At 77.5% G+C, this 16,509-nt stretch carries 14 protein-coding genes; 2 read left to right on the top strand and 12 right to left on the bottom strand.

All coding sequences use genetic code 11. The annotated features are described in order from the left end of the window. Nucleotides 1-93: 93 nt before the first annotated feature. Nucleotides 94-1,392, bottom strand: a complete 1,299-nt coding sequence (locus DMP15_RS12605) for an MFS transporter (RefSeq protein ID WP_073574199.1) — start codon at nt 1,390-1,392, stop codon at nt 94-96. Nucleotides 1,393-1,539: 147 nt separating this feature from the next. Here DMP15_RS12605 and DMP15_RS12600 point away from each other — a divergent pair, with 147 nt between their 5' ends. Next, the gene (locus DMP15_RS12600) at nt 1,540-2,514 is read left to right on the top strand and encodes a proteasome assembly chaperone family protein (protein WP_100878078.1); all 975 of its coding nucleotides are present in this window, start codon (nt 1,540-1,542) and stop codon (nt 2,512-2,514) included. A 19-nt stretch (nt 2,515-2,533) separates the two neighbouring features. On the opposite strand, the gene DMP15_RS12595 is transcribed toward DMP15_RS12600, so the two are convergent. The 5 genes from DMP15_RS12595 to amiA all read right to left on the bottom strand — a co-directional run bounded on the left by DMP15_RS12595 (nt 2,534) and on the right by amiA (nt 7,769). Beyond that, nucleotides 2,534-3,706: a hypothetical protein gene (locus DMP15_RS12595; RefSeq protein ID WP_100878079.1), complete on the bottom strand. Its 1,173-nt coding sequence runs from the start codon at nt 3,704-3,706 to the stop codon at nt 2,534-2,536. Further along, complete coding sequence (locus DMP15_RS12590; protein WP_301548925.1) at nt 3,703-5,064, bottom strand: YcaO-like family protein; 1,362 nt, start codon at nt 5,062-5,064, stop codon at nt 3,703-3,705. Before DMP15_RS12590 ends, DMP15_RS12595 begins: the two co-directional genes overlap by 4 nt. Further along, nucleotides 5,061-6,716 carry a CocE/NonD family hydrolase gene (locus DMP15_RS12585; RefSeq protein ID WP_100878080.1) on the bottom strand — a complete coding sequence of 552 codons (1,656 nt, stop codon included), beginning with the start codon at nt 6,714-6,716 and terminating at the stop codon, nt 5,061-5,063. Before DMP15_RS12585 ends, DMP15_RS12590 begins: the two co-directional genes overlap by 4 nt. Next, nucleotides 6,713-7,549, bottom strand: a complete 837-nt coding sequence (locus DMP15_RS12580; RefSeq protein WP_301548926.1) for a hypothetical protein — start codon at nt 7,547-7,549, stop codon at nt 6,713-6,715. The genes DMP15_RS12585 and DMP15_RS12580 overlap by 4 nt, the downstream gene beginning before the upstream one ends. A 100-nt stretch (nt 7,550-7,649) precedes the next feature. Next, nucleotides 7,650-7,769, bottom strand: a complete 120-nt coding sequence (gene amiA, locus DMP15_RS12575) for a streptamidine family RiPP (protein ID WP_020625778.1) — start codon at nt 7,767-7,769, stop codon at nt 7,650-7,652. A 159-nt stretch (nt 7,770-7,928) separates the two neighbouring features. On the opposite strand from amiA, the gene DMP15_RS12570 reads away from it, so the two are divergent. Beyond that, nucleotides 7,929-9,170, top strand: coding sequence for an MFS transporter (locus DMP15_RS12570; RefSeq protein ID WP_073574202.1), 1,242 nt, complete (start codon nt 7,929-7,931; stop codon nt 9,168-9,170). 185 nt (nt 9,171-9,355) lie between these two features. Here the strand turns inward: DMP15_RS12570 and DMP15_RS12565 are convergent, their stop codons facing one another. The 6 genes from DMP15_RS12565 to DMP15_RS12540 all read right to left on the bottom strand — a co-directional run bounded on the left by DMP15_RS12565 (nt 9,356) and on the right by DMP15_RS12540 (nt 16,463). Continuing rightward, nucleotides 9,356-10,153 carry an ABC transporter ATP-binding protein gene (locus tag DMP15_RS12565; protein WP_073574203.1) on the bottom strand — a complete coding sequence of 266 codons (798 nt, stop codon included), beginning with the start codon at nt 10,151-10,153 and terminating at the stop codon, nt 9,356-9,358. Beyond that, entirely contained in the window at nt 10,150-11,214 is a 1,065-nt protein-coding gene (locus tag DMP15_RS12560) for a FecCD family ABC transporter permease (RefSeq protein ID WP_073574419.1), read from the bottom strand. Before DMP15_RS12560 ends, DMP15_RS12565 begins: the two co-directional genes overlap by 4 nt. Further along, a complete protein-coding gene (locus DMP15_RS12555) occupies nt 11,211-12,242 on the bottom strand; it encodes an iron chelate uptake ABC transporter family permease subunit (protein WP_253069466.1) in 1,032 nt (343 codons plus the stop codon). Before DMP15_RS12555 ends, DMP15_RS12560 begins: the two co-directional genes overlap by 4 nt. Beyond that, the gene (locus DMP15_RS12550) at nt 12,239-13,309 is read right to left on the bottom strand and encodes an ABC transporter substrate-binding protein (RefSeq protein ID WP_100878081.1); all 1,071 of its coding nucleotides are present in this window, start codon (nt 13,307-13,309) and stop codon (nt 12,239-12,241) included. The genes DMP15_RS12555 and DMP15_RS12550 overlap by 4 nt, the downstream gene beginning before the upstream one ends. After that, nucleotides 13,306-14,094 carry a sugar phosphate isomerase/epimerase family protein gene (locus tag DMP15_RS12545; RefSeq protein ID WP_073574204.1) on the bottom strand — a complete coding sequence of 263 codons (789 nt, stop codon included), beginning with the start codon at nt 14,092-14,094 and terminating at the stop codon, nt 13,306-13,308. The genes DMP15_RS12550 and DMP15_RS12545 overlap by 4 nt, the downstream gene beginning before the upstream one ends. A gap of 68 nt (nt 14,095-14,162) precedes the next feature. After that, nucleotides 14,163-16,463, bottom strand: coding sequence for a transketolase-like TK C-terminal-containing protein (locus DMP15_RS12540; RefSeq protein WP_073574205.1), 2,301 nt, complete (start codon nt 16,461-16,463; stop codon nt 14,163-14,165). Between the last annotated feature and the right edge of the window lie 46 nt (nt 16,464-16,509).

Genomic DNA, 16,509 nt, shown 5'->3' with positions numbered 1-16,509 from the left:
CGAGCAGACGACACCGGGTGAGGCCCGCCGGACGGGCAGACCGCTCCGTGTGCGACGGGGGCGGGACCGCGATGGTCCCGCCCCCGTCGTCGTCTACCGGGCCTGTCGCCGGCGCCGGTTGCGGCGCAGCGCCTCCCGCAGCGGCGGGACGACGGTGCCCTCGGCGGCCATCACCCGGCGGGCCTTGCGCCGCGCGAGGACGACCGCGACGGCGGTGAGCGCCCAGATCGGGAACTGCACGAGCCAGGCCAGCCGGAACGCCTCGGGGGTGTAGCCGCCCGACACGCTGAGCACGAGCCCGACCAGGAGTGTGGTGGTGAGCGAGGCGGTGAACCCGCCGACGTTGACGATCCCGACGGCGGTGCCGCGCCGGTGCGCGGGGTTGAAGGTGCGGGCGTAGTCGAAGCCGACGGCGGAGCAGGGACCGTTCGCGGCGAGCACCACCACGAGCAGCACGAGCAGCCACAGCGGCGCGGGCGGCGGGACGAGCAGCACGACCGTCCACACGAGCGCGGTCGCGCCGATGACCGACAGCACGAGCCAGGAGCGGCGCAGCGGGTGGCGGGCGGTGAACTCGCCGAACATCGGGCCGACGACGGCGCCGGCGAGGACGAGCACGGTCAGCATCACCGAGGCGCCGGTGGGCGTCATCCCCTGCCCGGCGACGAGGTAGGGCACGCCCCACAGCAGCGCGAACACCAGGCCGGAGAACTGGGTGCCGGCGTGCGACCAGAGCCCGAGGCGGGTGCCCGGGTGCGCCCAGGCGCCCGTGAGCCCGTCGACGACCTCGCGGGGGCTGCTCGCCGGGGCCGGGGCCGGGCTGCCGGGCGGGCGGTCGCGGAACACGGCGAGCACCGCGACCGCGGCGACGACGCCGATCCCGGCGGCGGACAGGAACGCGGTCGTCCAGCCGTAGGCGTGCAGGACGGTGGCGAGCGGGATCGCGGAGAGCACCTGGCCGAACTGGCCGAGCAGCGCCGTGATCTGCGTCATCAGCGGGACCCTGCGCGGCGCGAACCAGGTGGACAGCACCGACAGCACCGAAATGAAGGTCAGGGCGTCGCCGACGCCGACGAGCACGCGGGCGGCGATGGCCAGCGGCAGCGAGGTGGCGAGTGCGACGAGCACCTGCGCCGCGGTCATGGTCACGGCGCCGGCGAGCACCATGGTGCGGGCGCCGAACCGGTCGAGCAGGAGCCCGACCGGCACCTGGAGGACGGCGTAGACCAGCAGCTGCAGGACGAGGAACCCGGCGAGCACGGTCGGGGACGCACCGAACCGGTCCGCCGCCTCCAGCCCGGAGACGCCGAACGAGCTGCGTTGCAGCACCGCCACGACGTAGGCGAACAGACCGGCGGACCAGACGAGGTAAGCGCGACGTGACGTGTGCATGACGAACGACCATTCTGGTCCATCCCGGACGGGCGGGGTGTCCCGGCAGGGCCGCGTCACAGGGGGGCGATGGTCACACCGCGACCGGGCAGGCCGTAGGTGGCTCCGGATAGGGTCGCGGTGCACGCCACGACTCGGAGGACGCCGGTGCTCGATCCCGCTCAGCTGTACCAGGTCGACCCGGCCGCGCCGGCGCTCGACGAGCCGGTCCTGATCGTCGTGCTGGACGGTTTCGTCGACGCCGGGAACGCGGGTGCGCTCGCGGTCGGCGCGCTGACCGACGAACGCGAGGCGGTCCGGGTGGCCCGGTTCGACGTCGACCAGCTCGTGGACTACCGGTCGCGACGCCCGCCACTGCGGTTCGAGACCGACCGCTGGGCCGACTACGACCCGCCGGAGCTCGACGTCGTCGCGCTGACCGACACCGGGGACACGCAGTACCTGCTGCTCGCCGGTCCGGAGCCGGACATGCAGTGGGAGCGGTTCGTCGCCGCGGTCGGGCTGCTGGTCGAGCAGCTCGGGATCCGGCTGGTGATCACGTTGCAGGGCATCCCGATGGCCGTGCCGCACACGCGTCCGATCGGAGTGACCGCGCACGGCACCCGCCCGGAGCTGGTGGAGGGCCACACCCCGTGGTTCGCGACCGCCGACGTCCCGGGCAGTGCCGCGGCGTTGCTGGAGTACCGCCTCGGGCAGGCCGGGCAGGACGTCGTGGGCTACGCCGTGCACGTGCCGCACTACCTGTCGCGCTCGGCGTACCCGCAGGCCGCACGGGTGCTGCTGGACCACGCGGGGCTGTCGGCGGGGCTCTACCTGCCGACCGAGACGCTGACCCGCGCCGCCGAACAGGCCGAGTCCGAGATCGCCGAGCAGATGGCGGCGTCGGAGGAGGTCGGGCAGGTCGTCGCGGCGCTGGAGGAGCAGTACGACCAGGTCGTCGCGGCCCGGGAGTCCGGTGACCTGCGGGACGGCCTGGAGGGCGGCGAGCTGCCCAGCGGCGACGAGCTGGCCGCGGAGTTCGAGCGTTTCCTCGCCGGCGGTGGGGACGACAAGCCGGGCGGGAAGTCCGGCGACGAGCCGCCGCACGAGCCGCCCGCCCCCCCGCTGCCGCCCGCGACCTGACCGGTACTCCCCCGGCGGGTCAGCCGCCGAGCGCGAGGGCGTGCTGCACCCGGCCCCGGCCGCCGGGTCCGTGCAGCACCGCCTCGACCCAGCAGCCGACCGGCCGGGCCCTGAGCCCGGCCGCGGTGGCCGTCAGCCAGGCGTCGTGGACGGCGAGGCCGGACCGCACGTGCTGGGCGACGGTGTCCGGGCCCGGGTCGACGTCCCCGGTGACGACGAGCAGCCCGCCGACGCCGGTGAGGTCGGGCAGGCCGCAGGCCCGCCGGGTCAGCGCGGCCAGGAGCGGGTGGCCCGCGTCGAGCAGGGCCGCGTGCTGTCCCGCGCCGAGCCGGGTCCGGGCGATCCGGTCGAGCCCGGGGTCCGCGACCGGGGGACGCAGGCTCGCGAACGGCGCCGAGCGGCGTGCGCGGAGCACGGCCGCCGGGTGCGGATCCGCGCTCGCACCGAGCGCGACGGCGCCGTCGGGACCGGGTCCGGTCGTGAGCACGACGCGGGAGCGGTCGCCGTCGGGGACGAGGTGGGCCGTCCGGGGTCGTCTCAGCGTCGCCGCGGCGGCGAGGACGGCGGCGGCCGCGTGGCCGAGGTCGAGCAGCAGCACCGGCAGCGAGCGGGGGCCGTAGCGCCAGGCGGTCCGCTCCGGGGCGAGGTGGAGGACGACGTCCGGGTGGTCGTCGTGGTCGTCGTGGTCCGGGTCGGACAGGGCCGGGACGGCGGCGCCGGGCCGGGCGTGGCTGCCGGGTCCGGTTGCGCCGGGCCGGGCGGGTTCCCGGGCGGGCCCGCCGTCGAGGGCGTGGGCGAGCGGGTCGTAGACGCGACCGGCGTCGCGGCCGTCCGTGGTCGGGTCGTGGACGCGGGCGTCGACCGGGTAGCGGCCGCCCGCCGACGGCACCCGGCGCAGCCGCACCCCGCCGACCACCCGGTCCGGGTCGGCGGCCAGCGACAGCGCCAGCAGTGCACCGGTCCCGGTGCCGTCGCGGGTCAGGGGCACCGGCCGGGCCGCCGTGGTCGCCTCGGCGGGGCGGGCGGTGTGGTCGGTGGGGCCCGGGTCGGCGCCGGACCAGGCGAGCCGGAACGCCGCGGCGGTCCGGGCCTCCTCGGCGCCGCCGGACCGGTCCCGCTGCGGGTCCGGTCCGGGCCCCGGTGCGGCGTGGCCCGGGCACGGTGCGGCCCCGCCCGGGGGCGGGACCGTCACAGGAACGGCGGCGGGCAGTGCACGAGCCCGTCGGGACCGGCGGCCGGGTCGAGGCCGAGCCCGTGGGCGCGGGCGGTGTCGCGCCAGCGGGGCAGCCCCCAGTACCGGAACGCGGCGGGCGCGTTGGGGACGAGACCGGTGGCGCAGGTGCGGACCACCCGCCAGGGGGTCTCGGCGACGTCGGGAGTGGTGAGGTCCACGCGGGCGATGCGGTGCCCGTCGGCGAGCAGCGCGGCGGTCAGCGACGCGAGGTCCCCGGCCGGCCCGGTGCGCAGCGGGCCGCGGGTCGCGGGCGCGGTGAACCGGGGCAGATGCTCCTCCTGCACGCGCGGGTCGAGCCACACCTGCACCTGGGCGCCGAGGTCGCGCACGGCGGCGTAGCGCCCGCCGGCGTCGTCGCGGTAGCGGCGGTCGGCGCGGTGGTCGAGGTAGAGGCCGCGGGCGAGGACACCGGCGTCGATCGAGGCGTACACCCAGCCGTCGGGGTCGAGCAGTCCGCGGGTGAAGACCCAGGTGTGGACGGCCTCCAGCACCGCCTTGGTGGCGGCCTCGGCGGCGTCGAAACGGGCGGCGCCGCCCCCGGCGACGATCCCGGTCTCCGGGTCGACGACGACGGCACCGACCACGGCCGCCGGGTACTCGGTGGGCAGCTCGACGAGGTGGACGTCGAACGCGGCCCCGGCCAGCGCGGCGTCGAGCCCGGGGACCGAGGCCCGGTCGATGCCGTGGGAGGGCAGCCCGAGGTGCCACCAGCGTTCCAGCGCGTCGCGTTCGACGAGCTCGAGCAGGCCGCGCCGGTGGGCGTCGACGGCGCCGTCGCCGGTGGCGATGCCGGCGTAGTTGAGGTGGTGGAAGCGGGGTTCGGCGCGACGGGCCCCGCTGTGGTGGTTGAGCAGCGCCCAGGAGGCGGGCAGCCAGGTCGGCTCCTCGTCGGCCTCGACGCCGGCGATCCAGCGGATCGGCAGGTCCTCGGTGAAGCGCTGGTAGGGACGGCCGTCCTGCCAGTGCGCGAGCAGCGGCAGCTCCTCGGGCCCCCAGCACCGGTGTCCCGCGGCGCGCAGCTCCGCGGCCGTGGTGAGCGGCAGGTCGCGCGGGACGCGGTTGCCGCAGTAGCGCTCGACCGCCTCGCCGAGTGCGGCGGTGCGGGCGCCGTCGCGGTCGCCGAAGGTGGTGCCGAGGCTGACCCGGTCCGCGGGCCAGGCGCCGAGCCGGCGCGCGTCGGACACCTCGGCGGTGACGGCGGTGTAGGCGGCGGGCAGCCCCGGCACGGGGGCGACGTCGACCAGCCGGCGGACGATCCCGCCCAGCGGGTCGACCAGCACCTCCACCGGCAGTACGGGAACGGTCGGTGCCGTCACAGGGTGACCTCCTCGGGGATGGCGGCCGCGGCGACCTCGTCGCGGCCGGGTCGGACGTGCGGCAGGTCCAGGCGCAGCGCGTGCACGGTGCGGCGGTCGGCGCGCAGCTCGGTCGCGTGCGCCGGGTCCCGACCGGTGTGCGGGTTGCGGGCGTGTGCGGGCCAGTGGTGCCCGGCGATCTCGACGCGCAGCCGGTCGCCCTCGCCCACGGCGGCGCCGACCGGCGGGGTGGTGACGACGACCTGCCGCGACGCCGGGCCGCGGTGCCGGTGCACGGCGGTGACGAGGTCGTGGCCGCGCAGTCCGACCCGGACGACCCAGTCGGCGTCCGGGGCGTCGGTGTCGCCGGTGACGGTGACGACCAGGGGCCCGGCGAGCACCCCCGCCGGCAGGGGCGGGGTGTGGGCGACGACCCGGTCGGCGGGGCGGCCCGCGGCGGCCGACTCGGTGGTCGCCGCGGTGGTCGCGCTGGTGGTTGCGGCGGTCGTCCCGGTGCTGGTGGCAGTGGTCGCCGCGGTGGTCGCCGCGGTGGTCGCCGCAGGGGTCGCCGCAGGGGTCGCCGCAGGGGTCGCCGCAGGGGTCGCCGCAGGGGGCGTAGCGGCGGGAGCGGCGCCGTCGGTCGGCGCGAGAGCCGGCGTGGGTGCGCCGGGCGCGCGGGACCGGACGGGCCGCTCGGGGTCGGCGACGAAGCCGGCGGGGAACCCGTCCGGCGGCGCCGCGGCGACCGTGACTGCCGGCCCGTCCCCGGCCCGCACCCAGCGCCCCGTCTCCCCCACCGCCACGAGTGCCCCGCGCCCCCGCGGCCGGCCCTGCACCGCGGCGCGGGCCCAGGCGGCGTAGACCGCGCCGATCCGCCGTCCGGCCAGGACCGCGCCGGGTGCGGGGGCGTCGAGCTCGTGCCCCCACGGCCCCAGGACGAGTCTTGACGGCCCGCCCCAGCGCCGGGCGAGCTCCCGGGTCCGGGCGGCGAACGGGTCCGCGGTGCCCCCGACCGCGAGCAGCGGCATCGCGGCCCGCGCGATCCCCGACCACAGCCACGGGGTCTCCTCGGGTGCGTCCCACAGGTCGGCCCACCCGTCCGGGGCGGGTGTCAGTGCGCCGGAGACCGGCAGGGTCGCGGCCGCCGACGGGGCGGCGGGACGCGCGCCCGCACCGTGCTCGGACCACCAGCCGATCCGGCAGGCCAGCCGGGCGGCACCGCCGGGTTCGCGGGCGGTCTCGCCGGGCCCGAGCGCCGGGACCGCGGCGAGCACCCCGCACACGCCGGGATCGGCGAGGGCACCGGCGACCGCGCAGTGCGCCCCGTAGCTGGCGCCCGCCAGCACGACCCGGCCGTCGCAGCCGGGGGTCGCCCGCAGCGCGGCGAGCGCGGCGGCGCCGTCGTCGGTCTCGTGGGCGTAGGGCCGGAACTCCCCCGTCGAGCCGCCGCGCCCCCGGACGTCGACGACGAGGCAGCCGAACCCGTGCGCGGCCCAGCCGCGGGCCTCGGGCAGCAGCCGCCCGCGGCCGTAGGGGGTGCGGATGAGCACCGCGGGCCAGGTCGCGGCGGCGGGGCGGACGAGGGTGGCGGCGAGCCGGACCCCGTCGGGCGCGGTCAGGTCGAGGTCGTCGGTGCCCTGGGCTGCCGGGCCGGGCCGGGCGGGGTCGGTCACGGCGCGCTGTCGGGGACCGGCAGCAGTGGGTGGTCGGCGATCGCGGCGGTGTCGAGATCGACCACCCGCAGACGGCGCCGGGCCGGCAGGGCGGCCGGGACGAGGTCACCGACCGCCGGGACGTCGTGGCCGCCGGCCCAGGCGCGCACGTCGGCGGCGAGCAGCGCGGCCAGCAGGGCGTGGTCACCGGGCCCGGTCGGGGCGGCCGGGGCGGCCGCCCAGTAGGCGAGCAGGTGCGGGTGCCCGGATCCGGCCGCGGCGAGGCGGCGGGCGCGGACGTCGGCGTGCCCGGCGTCGCCGGGATGTGCGGCGGGAGGTTCCAGGATCCCGTGCCGGCCCTCGACGGCGAGCCGGAACACGGCCGTCCCGCGGTCGGGCAGCCGGTCCAGGGTGGTCCAGGATGCGGGTGCCGGCCCGTCGGCGACGACGCAGACCGCGGTCGGCGTCGCGGACGCATCCGCACCACCCGTGGCGTCGACGCCGGTCGCCGGGCGCGTGGGGTCCGGGCGGGCCGGGACGGCCGCGAGCTCTCCGACCGTCCCGCGCAGCACCCGCACGGTGGGCCCGGCGAGCGCGGTGGCGACGGCGTCGGCCAGCGGGCCGTCACCGGCGACGGTCACGGTGGCCGTCCGGGCCGGGCGGGTGTCGTCGAGGTACCCGGCCGCGGCGAACGCGCCGCGCTCCGGGTCGAGTCCCGGCGGAGGTGTGGGGTCGGCGCCGGCGAACCAGCGGGTCAGTGCCTCGACCGTGCCGCGGGGCAGGTCGACCCCGCGCAACCGGCCGGAGGCCTCCCGCAGCGCCGAGCCCCGGCCGGGGACCTCGAACACGCTCACGCCCGGTCGCAGTCGTTCCACTCGCACTCCCTGGTCCGTCGGTCGGTCACGGCAGACCGCGGGCCCGGCACCGTCACCGGTGCCGGGCCCGCGGCGGGTGTCACTCCTGCTCGGCGGCCTGCTCGGTCGCGAACGGGTTCTCGACGAGGGCGTTGGAGTGGCTCGCGGAGTTGTGCGGAAGGGCGCGCTCGGCCTCGAGCTCGGTGAAGATGTCCTTCATCGTTTTCTCCTCCAGTGGGTGACATCGTCCGGTTCCGGACCACCCCATCGTGACCACAAACGACATCGGTTTTCAACAGTGGTGTGTCTCGTGGCACCACTATTGGTGATGACTGTCGTTTCACACTATGGTTCGCGCATCCGCCGACGGAAGGACCCCGTGAGCGAGACGGCCCCGACCGCCCCCGAGCACGAACGCACCGACCTGCGCCGCTACCTCGCCGCCCGGGTCGTCTCGGTCGCCGGCTCCCTGGTCGCCGCGGTCGCCCTGCCCGTGCTCGTCTACCGGCTGACCGGCTCGCCCGCGTGGACGGCGGCGATCGCGACCGCGGAGGCACTCCCCTACCTGCTGTTCGGGCTGGTCGCGGGAGCGCTGGCCGACCGGGTCGACCGCAGGCGGCTCATGGTCGGCGTCGACCTGGCGTGCGGCGCGGTGCTGGCGGGGATCCCGCTCGCCTGGTGGGCCGGGGTACTCACACCGTGGCAGGTGCTCGGCACGGCGGTCGCGGTGCAGACCGGTTTCGTCTTCTTCGACGCCGCGAACTTCGGCGCCCTGCCCACGCTGGTCGGGCCCGACCGGATCACCGCGGCGTTCTCCACCCTCTACGGCGCGACGACCGTCGTCGAACTGGTCGTGCCGCCGCTCGCCGGGCTGGCCGTCGCGACCCTGGCCCCGGCCGGGCTGCTGTCGGTCACCGCGCTCACCGCGGTCGCGTCGGCGCTGCTGATCCGGTCGGTCGCCGGGAGCCTGTCCCCCGGGCCCGGCACCCGCGCGCCGACCCGGATCCTCGCCGACGTGCGCGAAGGCCTGGCACTGCTCGTGGGCCACCCGGTGGTCCGGACGCTGACGCTGGTCGGTACCACCCAGGCCGTCGCGGGCGGCGCCTGGCTCGCGATGACCGTGCCGTGGGCGGACCGGGTGCTCGGCATCCGCGCCGACGGCGACGCCCGGCTCGGCCTCCTGTTCGCCTGCTGGGGTGTGGGCGGGCTCGCCGCGGCCCGGCTGGTCCCGCGGCTGTCGGAGCGCTGGGGTGGGGCGCGGCTCGCGCTGGCCGGGCTGCCGGTGTCGCTGGCCTGCGCGGTCGCGGTGGTGTCGGCGACGCACTGGGTCCCCGCACTCCTCGCCGCGACCGCGTTCGGGGCGGCGTACTCGACGGTCGTGCTCAACGCCGTCACCTACCGGCTGCAGGTCACCCCCGAGCACGCCCGCGCCCGCGTCTCGACGACCGCGCGGATGCTGTCCTGGGGCCTCGGCACCCCGGCCGGTGCCGCGCTGGCCGGCGTCGTCGCGACGACACCGGCGGGCCCGCGCGGCGGCCTGGCGGCCGGGGCCGCGGTGCTGGCCGCCGGGGTCGCGCTGGCGTGGCTCACCCCGCCGCTGCGCCGGGCCGCCCGCGGCTGACCGGGCCGACCCGTCCGGCACACCCCGGCCCGGTCCACGGCAGCACCGGTCCCGGCGTGCGCCCGGCCGGCGAGACGCACGTTTCCGCCCTCGCGGGGGCGGAAACGTGCACGTCGCCGTACCGGCGACCCGACGGGGGTGGCGGACCGGTCGTCGGCGCCACGCCCGGCGGGGTGGGTGCGCGGTCAGGCGCTGACGGGCCGGGCCGGGGTGGAGTCCAGGTAGCTGCAGGTCAGCCGCCCCTCGTGGGTCGAGACGACCCCGCGCACCCCGAACACCTCGGCCAGCAGCCGGTCGTCGACGACGTCGCCGGGTGCCCCGTCGGCGTGCACCCGCCCGTCGCGCAGCGCCACGATCCGGTCCGCGCACCGCGCGGCCTGGGCGAGGTCGTGCAGCACCGCGACGACGGTCAGGCCGCGCAGCTCCTGCAGCTCCCGGACCAGGTCGAGCACCTCCAGCTGGTGGCGGACGTCGAGGTAGGTGGTGGGCTCGTCGAGCAGCAGCACCGGGGCGTCCTGGGCCAGGGCGAGCGCGATCCGCACCCGCTGGCGTTCCCCGCCCGACAGCAGCTCGACCGGGGTGTCGGCCCAGGCCTGGGTGCCGGTGGCCGCCAGCGCGTCGGACACCGCCGCGTCGGCGCCGCCGCCGAGCATGCCCAGCGGCCCGCGGACGGCGTAGCGGCCCTGGGCGACGAGCGCCCGCACGGTCACCCCGCCCAGCGGCGGCAGGGCCTGCGGCAGCACCGCGACCCGCTTCGCGACCTCCCGGCGCGGGGTCCCGGCCAGCGGCCGGTCGGCCAGGTGCACCGCGCCCGCGTCGGGCCGGTGCAGCCCGGCGAGCACCCGCAGCAGCGTGGTCTTCCCGCAGCCGTTGCGCCCCACCAGCGACAGCCACTGCCCGCGGGCGACCGCCAGGTCGACGCCGTCGAGCACGGTGCGCCCGTCGAAGCGCACCGTCACCCCCTCGGCCCTGAGCACCGTCACAGCGCACCTCCCACCGTCGTACGGGACCGTCGGCGGACGATCCCGATGAGCACCACCGCGCCGGCGACCGCCGTCACCGCTCCCGCGGGCACCCCGATCGGCCGGTCCCCGGCCGGGGCGAACGCCGTCAGCAACTGGGCGACGACGTCGGCCGTGACGACCGTGCCCGCCCCGGCCGTCGCCGCCGCGGGCACGAGCAGCCGCGGGTCGGCCGCGCCCCGCACCCCGAGCAGCGCACGGGCCAGGTGCGGGGCGAGCAGCCCGACGAACGCGAGCGCCCCGACCGCCGCGACCGCCCCGCCGGTGGCGAGCACGGCCAGCAGCACCGCGGCCGAGCGCCACCCGGACACGGCGAGGCCGACGCCGCGGGCGTGGTCGTCGTCGACGCCGAGGACGGCGAGCACCGGGCCGAGCAGCACCGCGAGGACCACCGCGGTCAGCGCGACCGGCCAGAGCGCGTCCCAGTGCTCCCAGCCACGCCCGTTGAGCGAGCCGACCAGCCACCGGACCATCGACCCGGCCAGCTGCGGGCGGGCGGTGAGCAGCAGCAACGTCGTCCCGCCGAGCACCGCCGACACCAGCACCCCGACGACGGCCAGCCGCAGCGGGTCCGCGGTGCCCGGCCCCGCGGCCCGGCCGGCGAGCAGCCACAGCACCCCGCCCCCGAGCGTCCCGCCGAGCAGGGCCACGGCCAGCACGCCGAGCGGGGTGCCGACCGGTCCGCCGAGCACGGTCCCCAGCACCGCGCCGAGCACCGCGCCGGAGCCGACGCCGGTCACCTCAGGGGAGGCGAGCGGGTTGCGCAGCACCGCCTGCAGCACCGTTCCGGCGACGCCGAGGCAGGCACCGGCCGCGAGCCCGACCAGGACCCGCGGTGCCCGCAGCTCCCGGACGAGGTCGGTCGACAGCGGGTCCGCGACCCCGGCGAGGGCCGCGAGCGCGGTGCCGGGCCCGACGGCGGTGCCGACCAGGAGCCCGGCCAGGGCCGCGACCGCCACGCACAGTCCGAGCAGCCCGAACCGGGCCGCGAGCGTCGCGTCCCGGCCCACCGAGCGGTTCACCGCTCCACCGCCGCGGCGGGACCGTCGGTGCGGACGGGAACGGCCGTGCGGGCGGCCCGCGGGCGTCGCCACACCAGCAGCAGCCCGCCCGCGACGATCGCGACCCCCGCGGTGAAGCCGCCGACCGGCAGCTCCACCGGGTACAGCACGGTGCGGGCCAGCAGGTCCGCCACGACGACCACGGCCGCACCCGCCCCGGCGCAGGCCGCGGCGCGGGGAAGCGGCCGGGCCGCGGGGAGCAGCACCCGCACCAGCTGTGGGGCGAGGAACCCGACCCAGGCGACCGGCCCCGCCGGGCCGACGACGGCCGCGACGAGCAGGCAGGCCACGCCCAGCACCGCCGCCCGGGCCGCACCGGTGCGCAGGCCCAGCGCGGAGGCGGCGTCGTCGCCGAGACGCAGCGGCCCCAGCAGCGGCAGCACCGCGACCCCCGCGACGAACGCGACCGCCAGCGCGGGCAGCACCGGCGTCACCGTCGCCCATGTCGTGCCGGTCAGCGAACCCAGCAGGTAGCGCACCAGTACGCCCTGCTCGGAGGAGCCGGTCATGGCGACCGCCGCGAGCAGCAGCGCCTGCAGCGCCGCCCCCACCCCGGCTCCGATCAGCAGGACCGCGGCCGGGCCGACGGCGCCGCGGACGGCGAGCAGGGTGAGCGCGCCCCCGGTCACCGCGCCGACCACGGCGGGCAGCAGCGGCGCGAACGGGACCGCGGCCCCGGTGACGATCGTGACCGCCACCGCGGCCGCGGCACCGGAGGACACCCCGAGCAGCTCGGGGACGGCGAGCGGGTTGCGCAGACCGTCCTGCAGCAGCAACCCGGCCAGCCCGAGCGCGGCGCCGGTGAGCACACCGAGCAGCAGCCGCGGCACCCGCAGCTCGGTGACGACGACGTGCTCGATCCCGCCCGCCGCGACCAGCACGGCGGGCAGCCGGTGCGGGGCGACGGCCGGGGTGCCGGTCCCGAGGACCAGCGCGGCGAGCAGCACCGCCCCGGCCGCGACGGCGAGCAGCAGCAGGGCCCGTCTCACCGGCCGGGGACCGCCGCGAGCGACTGGGTGACGATCGCGCCCAGGCTGCGGGTGCCGCGCCCGCTGCCCCACAGCCGCGGGTCCATCTCGTGCACGTTCCCCTGCTGCACCGCGGGGACCTGGGCCCACACCGGGTTCGCGGCGAGCTGGTCGGTCAGGGTGCGGTCGGCGGAGGAGAACAGCAGTGAGAACGCGAACACCACGTCCGGGGCCTGCGCGAGGATCTCCTCGACGCTGTAGGTGCTCGCGGTCTCGACGTCGGCGCCGCGCGGGACGAACGGGTAGTCGTAGAGCGTCGCGAGCAGGTTCCCGTTGACCGTGTCGGTGGTGTCGACGCCGATCGTGTCGGCGCTGCCGTACATCAGCAGGACCTTCCGGCCGGCCTTGCCGGTGGCGCGCGCCTGCTCGACGCCGTCGGCCAGCGTCGTGCGGAAGCGCAGTTCGCCCGCGGTGGCCTCGGCGGTGCGTCCGGTGAGCGACCCCAGGTCCCGCAGGTAGCCGACCGACTCCTCCCAGGTCGTCGGCTGCACCAGCCACAGCGGGGCGAAGCGCTCGATCGCCGCACGCAGCGGCTCGTGCACTCCGCCGAGCCCGATCACCAGGTCGGGACGCAGCGCGGCGATGGACTCGACGTCCTCGCTACCGAAGCTGCCGGCGACGGTCGGGACCTGCGCGGCGCGGTCGCCGAGCAGGACGGGGTTCTTCAGCAGGGCCGGGGTGGAGGTGCCGACCGGGGTGAGCCCCAGCTCGACGACCATGTCGTCGCACAGGCCGGTCAGGCAGACGATGCGCGTCGGCGGGGCCGGCACGGTGACGGTGGCGCCGCGCGGGTCGGTGACCGTGAGTGCCGGCTCCAGCGGTGCGACGTCCCGGCTGACGGCGGGCCGCTCGGCGGCCGCCTCCGGCGCGGGCGCGGCCGACCCACCGCACCCGGCGAGCAGCAGGGCGACCACCGCGACCGGCAGCAGGGCGGCGATCCGGGAGGCACGGGACCGGGCGGCAGCGACGGTGCGAGCGGCTGGGGCGGAGCCGGCGGCGGCATCGGCGGGCAGGCGACGGGCGCTCATCGCGCACCGGCCAGGTCGCGCCCGGCCCGCAGGTCGCGCAGCGCGGCGGCGTCACGGCGCAGCGAGGCGGCGGTGTCGCCCGGCACGAACTCCAGCAGCACCTCGGTGTCGGTGCCGTCGTCGCGGGACTGCGCGGTGAGCTCGGCGAGCACCGGGGCCCACAGGTCGGCGCGGTCGCCGAGCGGCAGCCGCTCGGTGTATCCGTCGGCGCCCCAGGAGAACGCGTGCACGGTGGCCGGGCGCAGCGCGCGGACCTCGGCCAGGCAGACGTCGGTGTCGGGCAGCTCGCGCGGCTGCCAGTGGGCGACCAGGGCGGGGTGGCCGACCTCGGCGCGCAGCCTCAGCGCGGTGTCGAGGCCGTCGGTGAGGGACTCGACGTGGTGCTCGACGAGCAGCCCCATCCCCCGCTCGGCGACGGCGTCGGCGCAGCGCCGCAGCGCGTCCACGGTGGCGGCGCGCCCGGCGGGCGACACGTCGGCCGAAGCCGCCGTCCCGGCCCAGACCCGTACCCGCGGGGCGCCGAGCTCGGCCGCCGTCGCGACGACGGCGTCGAACTCGCCGGGGTCGGACGCACCGGCCTTGTGGTAGCTGCCGTAGGTGCCGATCCGCAGCCCTGCGCCCGCGCAGGCACCGCGGGCCGCCGACGCCGCCGCGCGGTCACCGGGACGGACGTGCCGGTCTCCGGCCCACTCGAGGACCTCGGACCCGGCGTCGACCGCCAGGCGCACGACGTCCGGAACGGACCTCTCACGGAAGGTGACTGACGCCAACCCCAGAAGCAGCATGGTCGGTAACCGTAGTCATTGTCGTTTGCGCGATCCAGCGACGTACGTCACTCGATGTCCGGTTCCGTCTACAGCAGGTCGAGTCCGGCCGCCACGACCGTGTCCGCGTCGAGCCCGTGGTGGGCGTAGACCGAGGCGAGGTCGCCGGACTGACCGAAGCGATGCACGCCCAGGTGCGTCGCGGGGACCCGGTTGACCCCGGCGAGGAACGCGAGGGTGTGCGGGTGCCCGTCGAGCAGGGTGACCAGCGGCGCGGCCCGGCGCGCGGGGAACGCCGACTCCAGGATCCACGGCTCGGCCTGCGGACGGGCGGGGCGTCCGGCACGGGCCTGCAGGGCGTCGAACAGCAGCCCCGGACTGGTCACCACGACGACGTCGACGTCGTGGCCGAGCTCGGCGAGCCGGTCCGCCGCGGCGAGCGCCTCGGTCGTCGGCGCACCGGCGACCGCGATGGTCAGCGCCGGTGTGCCCGCGGCGCGGCGGAGCGGGTAGGCCCCGGCGACCACCTGACGCCGGCGCCGCTCGCGCGCGGCCGGGTCGGCCGGGACCGCCGCGAGGGTCTGGTCCACCGGCCGGGTCGACAGGCGCAGGTAGGCGCTGGTGCCGTCCGGACGGCCGAGCCGGGCCAGCGAGGCGAGCAGCGTCCACTCGGTGTCGATGGCGAACGCCGGCTCGTAGGTGACGCAGCCGGGCTGCTCCAGCCCGACCGACGGCGTCGTCACCGACTGGTGGGCACCGCCCTCGGGGGCCAGCGACACCCCGGAGGGCGTGCCGACGAGGATCGACTGGCCACCCGCGTAGATGCCGAACGACCACGGCTCCAGCGCGCGCTCGACGAACGGGTCGTAGAGCACCCCGATCGGCAGCACCGGACGGCCCCAGCGCGACCAGGTCGCCCCCAGCTCCCCCAGCGCCCCGACGAGGTTCCCCTCGGCGATGCCCAGCTCCAGGTGCTGGCCGGTGGGCCGCTCGCGCCAGTGCAGGATCGTCTCGGGATCGTCGTCGAACCAGTCCTTGCGCTCCGCGGTCGACCAGACGCCGACCTTGTTCACCCAGCCGCCCAGGTTCGTCGACGACGACACGTCCGGACAGAGCGTGACCACCCGGCCGGCCGCCTCGGGAGCCTCGCGGGTGAGGTCGAGCAGCGCCCGGCCGAGCGCGGCCTGGGTGGTGGCCCGCCCGGTCGGGGTGCGTCCGATGTCGGCCGGCAGCGGCGGGACCGGCTGGTCGTCGACCGGGTCGCGGTGCAGCCGCTGCGCCGCGCCGGCCACCACCTCGCCCGCCGGGGACTCCGGGTCGAAGCGCCGCCAGGGGTCGTCGGGGTCGGCGCCGACGGCGTCGGCCAGCTCGCGGACCTGGTCGGCGCTCAGGATCGAGCCGTGGTTCTGCGGGTGGCCCGCGGTCGCGAGGCCGTGGCCCTTGACCGTGTAGGCGAGGATCACCGTGGGCCGGGTGTCGTCGATCGCGGAGAACGCGTCGCGCAGCGCGGCGGTGTCGTGCCCGCCGAGGTTGCGCACCGCGGCGAGCAGGGTGTCGTCGTCGAGGCCGGCGACGAGCTCCGCCAGGTCGGCGTGTCCGTCGGGGAGCCGGGTGCGGACCTCGTCGGCGTCGCAGCGCAGCAGCCGCTGGTACTCCGCGTTCTGCATGGTGTCGATCCGGGCGCGCAGCGCGTCGCCGCCGGGGCGGTCGAACAGCTCGTGCAGCAGCCTGCCGTACTTGACGGTGAGGACCTGCCAGCCGGCCGCGGAGAACATGCCCTCGATCCGCGGCGCGCCGATCGCGGGGACGACCCGGTCCAGGGACTGCCGGTTCAGGTCGACGATCCACACGACCTCGCCCAGCTCACCGACCATCGGGTCGAGGATGGCCTCCCAGACGGCGCCCTCGTCGAGCTCGGCGTCGCCGACCAGGGAGTACTGCCTGCCCTCTCCGGCACCCCCGAAGTGGGTGTCGACGTAGCGGCGGGCCAGCGCACCCCAGATCGGGGCGGTCGCGCCGATGCCCACCGAGCCGGTCGAGTAGTCGACCGGGTCGGGGTCCTTGGACCGCGACGGGTAGGACTGCAGCCCGCCGAAGGCGCGCAGCGTGCTCAGGTAGCGCTCGTCGAGCTCGCCGAGCAGGTAGTTGATCGCGTGCAGCACCGGCGAGGCGTGCGGCTTGACCGAGACCCGGTCCCCGGCCCGCAGGTGCTCGAACCACAACGAGGTCATGATCGTCGTCATCGACGCCGACGACGCCTGGTGCCCGCCCACCTTCAGCCCGCTGGGGTCACCGCGCCGGTTGGCCGCGTCGACGATCGCGGTGGACAGCCAGAGCACCCGCTTCTCGATCTCGACGAGCGTGTCCGTCGTCACCGTCTGCGTGCCCATCGCCCACCACTCCAGCCTCGTCGCCCATGCAGCCTGCCCAGTCAGC

Origin of the sequence: Pseudonocardia sp. UM4_GMWB1 (assembly GCF_017312155.1) — a bacterium.
GTDB classification, from domain to species: domain Bacteria; phylum Actinomycetota; class Actinomycetes; order Mycobacteriales; family Pseudonocardiaceae; genus Pseudonocardia; species Pseudonocardia alni.
This window is presented reverse-complemented; position numbering and strand designations above follow the sequence as displayed.